Source organism: Mucilaginibacter gossypii, from assembly GCF_017569325.2.
GTDB lineage: Bacteria > Bacteroidota > Bacteroidia > Sphingobacteriales > Sphingobacteriaceae > Mucilaginibacter > Mucilaginibacter gossypii.
In genome coordinates, this window is record NZ_CP071878.2 from 5,364,219 (window position 1) to 5,377,956 (window position 13,738).

9 protein-coding genes are annotated in these 13,738 nt (G+C 43.5%); 1 reads left to right on the forward strand and 8 read right to left on the reverse strand.

Going from position 1 to position 13,738, the window contains the following annotated elements; genetic code table 11:
* Positions 1-77: 77 nt before the first annotated feature.
* On the reverse strand, positions 78-1,997 hold the full coding sequence (gene nagB, locus J3L18_RS22565; RefSeq protein ID WP_129567865.1) for a glucosamine-6-phosphate deaminase: 1,920 nt from the start codon (positions 1,995-1,997) through the stop codon (positions 78-80).
* A gap of 442 nt (positions 1,998-2,439) precedes the next feature.
* On the opposite strand from nagB, the gene J3L18_RS22570 reads away from it, so the two are divergent.
* Positions 2,440-3,633, forward strand: a complete 1,194-nt coding sequence (locus tag J3L18_RS22570; protein ID WP_223266077.1) for an anhydro-N-acetylmuramic acid kinase — start codon at positions 2,440-2,442, stop codon at positions 3,631-3,633.
* An 82-nt stretch (positions 3,634-3,715) separates the two neighbouring features.
* Here the strand turns inward: J3L18_RS22570 and J3L18_RS22575 are convergent, their stop codons facing one another.
* From J3L18_RS22575 to J3L18_RS22605, 7 genes are all read right to left on the reverse strand, one after another.
* Entirely contained in the window at positions 3,716-4,618 is a 903-nt protein-coding gene (locus J3L18_RS22575) for a glycosyltransferase family protein (RefSeq protein ID WP_129567866.1), read from the reverse strand.
* A 121-nt stretch (positions 4,619-4,739) separates the two neighbouring features.
* Entirely contained in the window at positions 4,740-6,692 is a 1,953-nt protein-coding gene (locus tag J3L18_RS22580) for an OmpA family protein (RefSeq protein WP_129567867.1), read from the reverse strand.
* Position 6,693: 1 nt separating this feature from the next.
* Complete coding sequence (locus J3L18_RS22585) at positions 6,694-7,692, reverse strand: PorP/SprF family type IX secretion system membrane protein (protein WP_129567868.1); 999 nt, start codon at positions 7,690-7,692, stop codon at positions 6,694-6,696.
* Positions 7,689-9,722 carry a T9SS type B sorting domain-containing protein gene (locus tag J3L18_RS22590; RefSeq protein WP_129567869.1) on the reverse strand — a complete coding sequence of 678 codons (2,034 nt, stop codon included), beginning with the start codon at positions 9,720-9,722 and terminating at the stop codon, positions 7,689-7,691. The genes J3L18_RS22585 and J3L18_RS22590 overlap by 4 nt, the downstream gene beginning before the upstream one ends.
* Positions 9,723-10,257: 535 nt before the next feature.
* Entirely contained in the window at positions 10,258-11,742 is a 1,485-nt protein-coding gene (locus J3L18_RS22595) for an oligosaccharide flippase family protein (protein WP_112657341.1), read from the reverse strand.
* On the reverse strand, positions 11,739-12,875 hold the full coding sequence (locus tag J3L18_RS22600) for a glycosyltransferase (protein ID WP_129567870.1): 1,137 nt from the start codon (positions 12,873-12,875) through the stop codon (positions 11,739-11,741). The genes J3L18_RS22595 and J3L18_RS22600 overlap by 4 nt, the downstream gene beginning before the upstream one ends.
* Before the next feature lies 1 nt (position 12,876).
* On the reverse strand, positions 12,877-13,641 hold the full coding sequence (locus tag J3L18_RS22605; RefSeq protein ID WP_112657337.1) for a class I SAM-dependent methyltransferase: 765 nt from the start codon (positions 13,639-13,641) through the stop codon (positions 12,877-12,879).
* Positions 13,642-13,738 lie beyond the last annotated feature (97 nt).

Here is a 13,738-nt window from a genome sequence, read left to right on the forward strand (position 1 = left end):
GGGAGGGAATCGCACAAGGCCTCCAATTATTAACCCCATTGTCCACTTCAATTGACAATAGGGTTCAATCCAAATCCTTAAAACATATATCGTTTAAACGCCTCCATAGCCTCATATTCAGCAAGGCCAAGGCGGTCATAGCGCTGGGCGGTGTCGCGGGTGCGGTCTTCTGCACGTACCCAAAACTCCCTTGCATCATCACCAGGGAATACAGGCCTGTCCTTTTGCGACTGGTGTTTGAAGATCGCATTTCGCTTCCTGATCACCTCCTGTGGCGACAATGGTACTGCCATCTCTATCTCATGTGTTTCAAACTCATGCCATGCACCACGGTACATCCACAGCCAGCAGTCTTCTACCCAGGCTTCTTTACCTTTTAACCTGTCCAGTGCAGCTAAGATGATCTTGAAGCACACCAGGTGCGTACCGTTAGGATCTGCAAAGTCACCTGCCGCGAAGATCTGCTGTGGTTTTACTTTTTGAAGCAGGTCGATGGTTAATTGAATATCTTCCTCACCTACCGAGTTCTTCTTCGTTTTACCGGTTTCGTAAAACGGCAGTGCCATGAAGTGGATATGATCATCCTGTAAGCCTGCGTATCTTGCGCCTGAAATCGCTTCCGTTTTCCGGATGAAGCCTTTTACGTTTCTGATTTCCTGGGTATCAATTTCGTTTGGTTGTTTGGTTGGGAAGAAGGCACGCATATCTTCATATGACTTTTGAAGATGAGCGGTGTCTTCGCCGATGCTCTTTGTGAAATCGATAGCAAACTCCATGTACCTTAGCACGTCATCATCCCAAACGGCGGTATTGCCTGATGTTTGGTAAGCTACGTGTACATCATGCCCCTGGTCTACCAAACGGATAAATGTACCGCCCATCGAAATCACGTCATCATCCGGGTGTGGTGAAAAAATGATACTTCTCTTTTTAGCAGGCAGTGCCCTTTCCGGCCTTTGTGAATCATCCGCATTCGGTTTGCCACCCGGCCAGCCGGTGATGGTATGCTGGATCTGGTTAAAAATATCAATGTTGATATTATATACAGGCCCCTGCTCTACTGCAAGTTGGGCCATGCCGTGGTTATTGTAATCTTCTTCGGTTAGTTTCAGTACCGGTTTGTTAACCTCATCCGCCAACCAGATCACCGCCTTTTTCTTTAACTGGTTATCCCAAACGCAATCTTTCACCAGCCACGGGGTATCAAACCTGGTTAGTTCTGACGCGGCATCTGCATCCAGTACAAACTCTACATGTTGTGACAATTGCAGGTAAGTTGCAGGTACTTCACCCGAGATCTCCCCTTCCACCGCTTTTTTGATGATCGGTGCTTTCTTCTTGTTCCAGGCCATCAGGATGATTTCCCGGGCCTTGAAAATAGTACCGATACCCATGGTAATGGCTTTAGTTGGCACATTCGCCTTACCACCAAAATCCCTTGAAGCATCACTCCTGGTCAGGTCGTCAAGCGTTACCATCCTGGTTCCTGAGTTTGGTGCAGAACCCGGCTCGTTGAAGCCGATGTGACCTGTACGACCGATACCCAGGATCTGAAGGTCTAAGCCGCCAAGTTCTTCTATCTGCTTTTCGTAAGCCAGGCAGTAGCCTGCTACGGCTTCTTTATCCAGTGTACCATCCGGGATGTGCACATTAGCTTTATCTATATCAATATGGCTGAACAGGTTTTCGTACATGAAGGTTACATAGCTTTGTGCTGCTGTGGGCTTCATGGGGTAGTACTCATCCAGGTTGAAAGTGATCACATTCTTAAAGCTCAAGCCTGCTTCTTTGTGCTGCCTTACCAGTTCGGCATATACCCCTATCGGGGTTACACCGGTGGCTAGCCCTAATACCGCTTTTTCGCCTTTAGCTTGTTTCGCGCGGATCAGATCTGCTATCCGGTTCGCTACCGCTACCGAAGCTTCCTGCTGGTTGTTGTATACGCTTACCGGTAACTTCTCGTAACGTGTCTCTTCCAATAAATTTAATCGTGCCATGAATCTTAGGAAATGAAAATGAGGTTAGTTGTTGTAAACAAATATATCAGATATTTACATAGTGCCGTTATTATTTTAACTTTTGCGGTGGTGTTAACCCATCTAAATGGGGTTAACACGGGTTAACACATTTCAAACCTTCAAAATACAAAACATTAATAATCAATAATTTAAATACAGTCGCGGGTTACTCTAAACTGATATTTTCGAGCAATTAATACATCCAAACGTTTGCCCCTGTTATTGACAAAAGCAGGTGCTGATGACGCCTGCCACGTTTAACCGGCATTAGACCATAAGACAAGTATCATTAAATACTGATAGTTTGCCGACATCATTATCTTATTTCGTTAGCTATTTTAACAACAAATCATCGTCACTAAAATATTAAATGCATTGCCCCAACTTTTGCGGGTTGCCGTACAAATAGTAATTTAAGCCCATGATAGCATTGAACCATAACCTGCAGCACCTGTTTAGCATCGCTCAAAAACCATCAAAAATGGGTGTCGGCCTAATGTCTGGCACCTCATTGGATGGGCTTGACATTGCCCTGTGCAAATTTACCAGCAATGGTTTAAGCACTCATTTTGAGCTGGTGCAATTTATCACAATCCCCTATCCGGATGAGTTTAAGCTGCAAGTTCAGCAGGTATTTGCCCGGCGTAATACAGATCTGGAAAAGGTAACTTTACTTAACGCTTATATAGGCAGCTACCACGCCGAACTGATATTGCAGGCACTTGGTCAATGGAACGTCGACCCACAGGAGGTTGATTTTATCGCCAGTCATGGTCAAACTATTTACCATGCCCCCCAGCGTTTACATCAGCATAAAAACTATCCTAACGCCACTCTGCAAATTGGCGACGGCGATCATATCGCCGTAAAAACCGGCATACTAACCATCAGCGATTTCAGGCAAAAGCATATTGCTTCCGGGGGAGAGGGCGCTCCGCTGGCCTTATATGGTGATGTATTATTGGGCAATAAAACCGGCCAAAACCGGGTGCTGTTAAACATAGGAGGCATTGCTAATTTAACCTGGCTTCCCGGCGATGGTGATTTTAACCGTGTGCTCTGTACAGATATTGGACCCGGCAATACACTCATCGATGCTGCCTGCCGAAAATATTTTGATAAGCCTTTTGATGAGGATTCAGCCATAGCTTACAGCGGGCAGGTAAATGATGATCTATTAACGGCGCTCCTCTCCCATCCATTTTTTGACGAAAAAGCCCCTAAAACCACCGGACCAGAACTGTTCAACCTTGCCATGGTTGCTGAAGCACAGCAACGGTCAGGTACCGGGCAAATTAGTGGTGAAGACCTTATTTGTACCCTAAGTGCCTTCACCGCGGCATCCATAGCCGGTTTTGTTAAGGAAAATATCACAGGGGATCATGTTAAAATTTTTACCAGCGGCGGCGGGGCGCGAAATCCATTTGTTATTGGGGAATTAAAAAAACTATTGCCCCAAGCGACAATAGAAGATAGCAGTTTACTGGGGATCAACCCCGATGCCAAAGAAGCTATATTATTTGCTTTATTAGGTAATGAAGCCTTATGCGGTGAGCCGATCAGTATCGGTGTTAACCCGGCAGTATTGATGGGAAAATTCTGCTTCCCAGTTTAAGCGGGGAGTTCAAATTGATTATTCCCACGCAGAGCGGCATCACATACGTCTATACACTTGCGCTGTAAACGCATTAAATAGCTTATCGCCCCATCTGCTGCTTCATGAACCTTCTGATCCGCTGCAACAAGGTACCCTTTCTGTTTGCCAGGAAATTTTTGATCGCCTTATAAGCCTCTTCATTCTCCTCTATGGTGTCGGGAAATTGCGTTACCTGTTTGCGTCCCATTTGCACATGGTACATATCCTCTTTATTGGAGTGCACGCCAGTACCATCATGGCCTATATTTTGAATAAGCGACTGCGACGGGTTCAGTGTCAACCCGTTCTTCAAAAAAATAGAGGCATACCAGCGAATGGCCCATGAATTATTTTTACCGGCCTTAAACTGCTCTATCTGCTTCCAGAAATTCATTTTGCCTTCTATCGAAAAGCGGGCTATTTTCAGCGTATCAAACTGAGCAATCAGCTTATCAACATCGGGTTCAAAGTTTTTCCAGGCGCGGGCCCAGGTTGCCCAGCCCCAGCTGGTGGCTGCACGATAAAAGAATGTTTCGGGTAGTTTTTTGTCGTGCAAATTGTACATATAGGCGCCGATATGCATTACCTGTTCCTGGTTTGCATATTTTGTTAATGCGTCATTAAAATACTGCAAAGTATATGGGGAAGATAACAGATCGTCTTCAAAAACAATCACTTTGCCATATTCATACACCAACTGTGTTACCCCGCTGATGATGGATTCGGCCAGACCGAGATTATGATTACGCAAAATAATTTTTACCGATTTAAAACCGCTTACATCTTTTACCAGTTGCCTCACCTGTTCAACCTTTGGCTTATCGGCATCAGTTTTGGCTGAATCGCAAAAAATATACAAGCGCGACTCATCGGCCAGCAAATTTTGCTGCAAATAACTGATGGTACGGCGGGTATGGTCGGGCCGGTTATAAACAAAAAGAGCTATCGGGGCAAGATTTTGCATGGTATGATTTCAGCAGATCAGGTATTTCTATTTAAACACCTTGCATTAAGCGGGGCATTTAATTTGCAAGGCAAAATTATACCATAACCTTCCGATTACAAACAAATAAAACAATTTGTTTTTATTCTGCCGATTTTACCGTAAATGTGGTACGGCGGTTAAGTTGCCTGCCCTCGGGGTTATCTTTGCCATTTGGTAATTTGTTTGGGGCGATGGGCATTCTTTTGCCATAGCCGCGGGCTGTGATACGTGCAGACTTAATGCCTTGCAGTAACAGGTAATCAACACAAGCCTCCGCACGGGCCTGCGACAACTTCATGTTCGCTGCGTCAGTGCCTATCCCATCGGTATGCGAGCCAAGCTCGATCTTAATTTTAGGGTTATCGTTCATGATGGCAACCAGTTTATCCAGCGTATCAAATGATTCGGATCGGAGATGGGCGTTACCAAAATCAAAATAAATATTCTCGATAGTTATCTGAACATTGATCTTATAATTCTGCAGGCAAATTTCGGGGTTAATGAGCGTATCAATACCCGGCTTTACTATCGGTGCAGGAATAACTTTGGTAAAGTACCCCTTTTGCGAAATCTCCAGCTTATACCTGGGCAGTTTTTCCTTTACCTGGAAAACATAATCGCCTTTGGCATCGGTTACCTTAACGGCCAAACCCATTTTCACATCGGGATCTTTAAGGATTACCCTTGCCCCTGCCATACCACCGTTAGTGTGGCAATCAATTACACGGCCACTGATATATAAAAATTTATACTGCCCGGTAAACAGGCTTAAGCAGCAGTCAGAGCCGCGTGCCGAACTCAGGTAAAATTTATTTGGATTGGTTGGATCAAGGCTATAGTATAAGTCGTCTTTAGATGAGTTAACCGGGTAACCTAAATTAACCGGGGCCGACCAATGACCAAAATCTCCTTCGCTGCGGTAAACATCAAAGCCGCCCATACCGGTAAAACCATTCGAGCTAAAAAACAACACTTTATCGGCCTGGTCATAATATGGCGACTGTTCATCATATGCTGTGTTTACCGCATCGCCCAGGTTACTTACAGTTTTCGGTTGCCCGGCATCATCAAGGTTACTTTCCCAAATGTCGTCACCGCCTTCACCGCCGGGCCTGTCGGATGAGAAAAACAATCGCCGGCCATCAGCGCTAACAAAAGGATGCTTGGAATTATAGCCTTCGGCATTAACAGTATTATTCAGCCTTACCGGCTGCTGCCATACGCTGTTTACCAGTTGACTAAAATAAATGGCAGATACTGTTTTCCCGTTCTTTTTATACCAGCGGGTAAGGTACATCCTGGTGCCGGTACCATCAAGCGCAGGTGTAGCGTATTCAATTTGTCCTTCTTTATCAAACGCGTTAAAGTTTGTGGCAAGCGCTTTAGTTGAATCAAGGATGGCCGAACTGTAAACCCTGTTGGTATAAAACTTATCCTTATCAACCAGGCGCGATGAGGTAAACCAATACCTGCCCAGGTTAACGGTAAGGGCGTAGTCGCCCTGGTCTTTATTTAAAAACACCAAAGCTGATACATCAACGGCGCGTGGGTGTTCCAATTGCTTCAAGGCATATTCGCACGAGATTATTTCTTTTTTAGCGAGAGCGGCATACTGCGGATCGGGAGCGTTGCCTGCAAAATGCTTTAACTGGACCAATGCTTCATTATACTTCCCGTTTGCCTGCAGGCAGATGCCGTACCAAAGCGGTATTAACGGATATTGGCCAGCTGGTGCTTCATTAGCCAATTGGGCATACCATATGGTAGCATCAGTATAGTCTTTATACAGACGATATGATTCGGCCAGGCGATAAATGATATATTGATTGGTCTCAGCCTTTTTTGAACTGATTTTTTTGCCCGCAGATGAACGCGGCACACTGCTTTTGGGCTCATCAGTTGTACCATCGGCAATATGCTTGTAATAATAGGCGGCAGTATAGTACTCATGCCTGTTAAAGGCAGTATCGGCCAGTGCCCTGTAGTTTTTCGCCTGTCCAAATGAAACCAACGGAAAAAACAATAGTAAGAAATAAGGTAATAGTTTTTTCATATTATATCCTTGGGCAAATTGGGGCCGGGGAATCAGTGTAGCGACTAAATATATAGCTTATTGATAGTTCAAAACCGCCGCGGCCTGATGTAACCGCGCGAAGCCCTGAAGTATTAAAATCATAACTGGCACCAATCACCATCCTGCGTATATGGTAACCAACATTGGCAATTGCAGCGTCCTGTAAGCGGACCATACCACCGAGTACAAGTCCGTTATCATCGGCAAACTTAAGTTCGGAATATAATCCGAAAGCTTTGATCTCGCCTTTACCTTGTTTAACGTAAACTGCGTTTGGGATCAGGTCAAAAAAATCAGACGCTTTTATACGGACGCCGCCATGTGCAGTAAACCGCATAGGCAATTTGCTGGCTATACCGCCAGCGGCAAAAGGATCTGTTACATCATTGATATGGTTAATGCTAAGCCCGCCAAACAAATTGGCTTTATTCATCGGGTCGGCATTGTAATAATAGATACCGGCGCCTGCATCAAATACCGTTTTTGACGAATAGCCAAAATTTTCGAAATTGGGCAAGGTAGGGTCAAAGCCGCTGTTCGGGTCGTACTGGTTATCAGACTGGAGTTTACCCGGATCAAAATTACGGCTGATAACTCCCGCCTGCAAACCAAAGTGCAGCCGCTGATTACCATCGCCTGACAGGGTTATGCCATAACCAAATGAACCATAAGCTGTAAAGTAATTATACCCGGCAGTGCCTGCTTTTTGATCAAGTATATTAAGGCCTAAGCCCACTTTATCGGTTGGTTTAAAATCGGCAGATACCCCTGCTGTGCGGTAGCCATTGCTGATGTTTGCCCACTGGTCCCTGTAGTTGGCAGATAAGCGTGTGTCGCCGTCAAAAACGCCCGTAAGCGCCGGGTTAAGCCAAAGCGGGTAAGCGTAGTATTGTGAAAAATGCGGATCAACCTGCGCCTTCACCTTTCCTGCAACTGCAAACTGCAGCGCTATCGTAATAATGAGTAGTAGTTTCTTCATCTTAATAGCGTAATTGTTCCTTTTTTATTCAATTGCGCCCCGTTATTCATTGTAGCTTTTAAATAGTATACATATACCCCTACAGGCATCAATGAGCCTTTATAATAACCATCCCATCCTTTGTTAACATCAGTTGATGTAAAAACCAATTGTCCCCATTGATCATACACATAAAAAGAAAGTGTTTTTATATTTTTTCCATGTGCATAAATAATGTCGTTATTTCCGTCGCCATTGGGGGTAAAGTTGTTGGCTACATATATTACATTGTTATTATCGATGGTGGCGGCAGTAACCGCGGCCGATGCCCCGCTAAGCGTACATGACGATGCTCCCAAAGCCTTCACTGTAATGGTAACAGACTCGTTTAGGCCAAGACCTCCCACTTTATGCGTTAAACCGTTACTGCCCGAACTTGGCGCAGTATAGGTTAAACCATTGTTGGTACTTACCAGGTAACTGGTAGCGCCGCTTACCGCGCTCCACTCAAAAGCTACGCTCGATGACGTAACTTCGCCAACCGTTACCACGGGCGCATTAAGCGGTTTGGTCATCTGTACCTGCACTGTGACTCTTCCGCTGCTGTTACACCCAGTGCTGTTGGTTGCTTCCAGGTAATAATTTTTTGCCGATGTTAAGTTAGCCGCAACATAGGTATTGCCCTGGGCAAGCAGGTTTCCACCCGTCGGTGCATCGTACCAGGAAATGACTGCTCCGCCTGATGCTGAAGCGGTTAATGTAGCGCTGGTGCCCGGGCAAACAGATGTTCCCGAACTGCTTACTGTAACCACCGGCAACTGAATGATAGCTACGCTAACCGTTCCCCGGGCCGAGGAACCGCACCCTGCAGCGTTGACAGCCTGTACATAATAGGTTGTTGCCGCTGTTACGTTGCTGATTGTATAACTGGTCCCTGTATGTAAAATGTTAGCTTCGGTTGCGCCGCCGTACCAGTTATAAACAGCACCACTTTGCGCGTTTTGTATGGTAATTGTCGTTGTGGAGCCGGAGCAAACGCTAATAGTGCTTTGCGTAAATTGCGGTACCGCCGGTAATGGCGAAACAGTTACCTGTATTGTTGTTAAAGGACTGCTGCAGGTGCTATTAGATGCCTCAACATAATAACTTTTGCCTGCGTTTAATACAGGAGTAGTGTATGACGTACCTGTAGCAAGCACCGTGGTTTTAGCCGACGAATCATACCAGTTGTATGTAAATCCGGCCTGCGGCGAGGCAACCGTCAATGTCGCCGGGGTTCCCTGGCAAATGGTTATCGTTGACGCTGCAAGCGATGGAGGAGGTGGTGGTGTTGAAACCTTAATGAGCACCACATTACTAAGCGCCGGAGTTGTACATGCCCCGGAAGAAACCATACGGCGATAATAAGTATCATTGTTTAGCACCGGCGGGTCATAGTTTTTCGATACAGCACCCGAAATATCATTAAATGTTGCGTTATCTGTGGATGATTGCCATTGATATGAAAAAGTTCCATCGCCCCCTCCGGGCACGCTACCCGTAATAGCCGCTGGATTACCTGTTGAACAAAATTGGGTAACAGCTGGCGCTACTATTGTATTGTTATTGACTGCTGCTATCGGCCTTACGGTAACATCATAATAAGAATCATAATCCACTACGCCGGCGGTAGAGATCCTGCGGCGCAGGCTGTATACAATACTTGAAGCAGATGTATTTGTTAACGAAGATGTGATATAATCTTTTTGAGTATTTGCCGACGGTGCATTTACCCAGTTTCCGTTGTTATTTATTTGCCATAGATAACTGTCGGGCACAGGGTTTTTTATATCGCCGTTAAGTACAGCCGCAGCAGCGGAGCAAATGGTAATTGCCTGCAGGGGGACGACCCTAATATGGTATGGAGTAAACCTTGGTTCAACAGACCGCGGCTCCACGTTAACAGGCAATGGGGTTTCAAATGCCCGGCTAAACCCAGCGAACGGGAGAAAAGACAGGCAAAACATTGCCCATAATACTATTTTATATAGAGGTGCAGGTTTAGGGCGCATAGTTTAAATTAACGGATAATGATAATAATTATCTTTCATATTACTAAATTTTCAAAATATTTTAATCATTAACGAAACGATTTCAAAGCCAATCCGCGTTGAGTTAGCCCAATCAGTTATGTTAATTAATTATTTTTGTTAATTCAGGTTTATCAATAACGTTATATTACAACGGTATCCTAAGCTCTTCTACGGTACAATTAATTATAATGTTCACATTATCAAAAAATTTCAAACTATACTTTACTGCAATTGAAGCTATCACAAATTTTTACCTTTTAAAGGACAGGGCAAAGCCGTACCGGTTGAGGGCATGGTGTGAAAAAACATGAATTATTAATAGCCCAATTTACAGGAAGCACATTGAATAAAGGCCTGATGAAGGGGGCGGCCTGCGGCGCTAACGGTTTTATTTAATTAACCATAAAGGGTAAATGCAGCCCGGATAATAACATAAACGGCAATAATATTGTGAACGGATGGCAATAAAACTTTATAAAGGCCTGGAATACTATAGCAATTAATACAACTTAACTCATACCTTTTTCAGGATGCGATCAAATACTATATTAATATCTTCTGAAATTTTTAAAATATATGCCAAAAACACATAAACCACGCCCACGATAACCGATCTGTAAATCATATCTGCGAATACATTCTTTAACGACGGAAGATAAAGCCCGATAAGCAGACAAACCGTAAAAATCAGTAATATATAAACGTGCGCCATTGCAAGAGGCTGCAGGTTAAACTTAATTTTAACAAACAACCAATAAGCAAAGTTTAGTACAAACATGGTGATCAGGTATGATAAGGCGGCTCCCATCATGCCTAACATAGGTATCAGAACCAAATTTGACAGTACACAAAAAACCACCCCCGAAACAATAAAAACAGTGGTGAGCTTGTAATACTTGGATACATTCATGATATAGCCATTTAACCCTCCTGTCATATCAACCAGAAAGGCAACGCCCACTATAATAAATACATTGAAATAATTGGCGTACTCAGGTTTATGTAACAACATTATAATAAACGACCTGTTAATAACCAAGCCTATGAAAAGCAGGCAGCCGATAAGCATTTGTACTACTGATGTCTTGTAATAAATTTTACCAATCTTTGCCAGATCATTGGTAACCCATGACTGGGCTATGATCTGCAGTGAGGTGCGGCTCAATGCCTTTGCCGGTAAACTTATTACTACCGCAATGGCGAAAAACGTACCGTAAATACCTACATAACTAAATGACTCTTTGGTAAGCATGCTCAGCATCAGGGTATCAAGGTTCTGGATCATTACAAAGGAGCTGCCACTTAATACCGTAAAAATGCCATAACTAAAAAACGTTTTTCTTTCGTTCAGCAGCTGAGCACCAACAGTCGAAAACTTAAAGTGCCGGCCTTTTCTAATATAAGCAAGCAACACCAATACAGCCACCAGGTTAGCTGCTATATATATCATCAAAAAAACATGGTAATCAACCAGCTTAATAGCTATGAGCAAAACGCCCGCAGTTGTGAACAAACGTAATCCTACTTCGCGCAAAAAGGAAGAAAGCACATTTTTAAATACCGTAAGCGCCAGGTTTTCCAGAACAGAAAATACCAGCGTAAAAAATGACAACGGAATAAGGTAATAGAAATACCTGATCAGTAACGGAGCTCCATTCTTATTCTTATAGTAACTAATAATAAAATCCTTAAAAACTACAAAAAGCACCGTGAAGATCGCAAAACCTATCAGGCTCCAAACAGTTACAAAAGATGCGAAACCGCCATGTTTTTTATCGTCGCTGCGATAGTAAGGGAAATATTTAAGAATGATATTACCAATACCTAATCCCGCAAGTTGTGCATACAGCAGCGATATGGTCCCCATTAAAATAAAAAAACCGATCTCTTCTGTGGTAAGGATACGCTGAAAAAGAATGATAAGATTAAAGAAGCCTAAAGCAACTCCCGCATACAATATGAGGCTGTTAAAAAATCCCTGCTTTTGTAAAAGATTCATTTAATTTTATTGTTGCTTATACTACTTTGAATAATATGATCAAGCAAAGCGATGCGCATGTGAATATCATAGTTTTTGACAATATGATCATGAGCAGCTAATCCCATTTTCGCGGCTAATTCCACGTCGCCCGCAATACGCGTCATTTTAGCTGCCATATCATCGATGTCGTGTTCAGCAACCAGAAAACCTGTTACGCTGTCAATAACAGCCTCTTTTATACCGGCGTGAGCTGTGCTTACGATGGCCAAACCTGCAGAAGCTGCTTCAAGAATGGTATTGGGAGTTCCCTCCATATCACCGTCGGCGGCCGTTACCGAATGCTGTACAAAGCAACGTACTTTTTGCATAAGTGCTCGGATCTCAGCAGACGTCATTACACCGGTCAATGTTACACTATCTGTAAGGCCAAGTTCTGATATTAGTTGCCTTGTATTATCAAAAAGAGGCCCGTCGCCTACCATCCATAAATGAGCTTCCGGAAAACCCAAATGTACCTGCATAAAGGCCCGGATGACCGATTGAGGTGATTTTTTTTCAACAAACCGGCCAACTGACAAAAAATAAGGACCGGAATTTATTATATCCATCAGTGGAAACTTAGCTCCGTCAACGCCATAAGGATTAAGATGTATTTTTGATGCCGGGGCACCCATTTCTTTTAAAGCCTTAACCATATCGTTTGATACCGCAACAATTGCAGAAGCATAATCAAAGGCAACACGATAAAGTGGCAAATATTTTGCTATCGTTGGTTTGTGATGCGCATCTGCACCATGAAAATGAATAATCAGTGGCACACCGGCCATTTTACAAGTCGATGCAATCGCCGCACCTACCATACCATATTCGGCAAGTACAACATCGATCTTATTTTCCTTTAGATAAGCAGAAAGAGCTCTTATGCGAACTCCTATCTCCTTTTTTTTTAAAATCCTTTTTTGAACGAGATAAGCTAACAGCGAGAACTTTGAGCGGATAAGAAATTTCCCTTCATGGTTATAAAGCGGAAAGTCGCCGCCATAGAGTACTTTTTTGTTCCCCTTCAACCTATCGATATGAGCTTGTATAAAGGTTTCAGAAAAGGTGGATTTATTTGGCTTAACTATACACAAGTTGAACGTATCCTTCATATCAACCAAGTTTTCTCTTCACGTAAAACCTACGAAATACGCTGCTAAACTTATTAATGGCTTTGTTTATAATACGCTTTGCACGTTGTGAAGATGTAACGGGCTTGGGATAAAAGAAAGCAGCCTCAAAGTCGTCATTTTTTTCCAGTACAATGTGGGCATAATCACCTACATTCCAAACACTTTTGGATTCATACAGTATTACTTCTGCACCTATATCGGCAGCCAGTTTGCCAACGGTTTCAAAAGATATATGCTCATCAACCGGCTGCATCGTTTCCGGCTTGTTTACCAATGACCATTTAAGGTTATGCGGTGTGGGCACGGTTAAAACTATCCGCCCCTTATTACTTAATATTTTTGCAAGGGCCGCGTGTACCTCCGGCCTGTCAACAACTGCAATATGCTCATAAACGTCCATAAAGATGATCAAATCAAATTGCTCATCAAACGTATCTTTAGTAAGTATACTTTCCCTAAAATCCAGTTTATTATCTGCAAAAAGCTTTTGGGCAACCTGTATAGATAAGGTGCTGATATCAATACCTGTTATAACCGCATCTGGCCAATATTTATGCATCCGTGAACAGATATTGCCCATGCCACAGCCTACTTCCAATATCCTTTTTGGTTTCGTTGTAAATCGTTTTATGGTTTCCCAGCCAAGCTCTATGCGGGGATTAACTACGATGTAGTCGTTAAGCTTATTTTTAACGTGCTCGTCGTAGTATGACACTACATTTTCGCGGTTGGGATTTTCGGTCATTACAGATACAGAGTAAATATGCTTTGCTTTGCAGGCGCAAAGTTAATAAATAATATTAAAGGGGGCTTTTGGAGCAGCGATGACATAGATAGCCCTA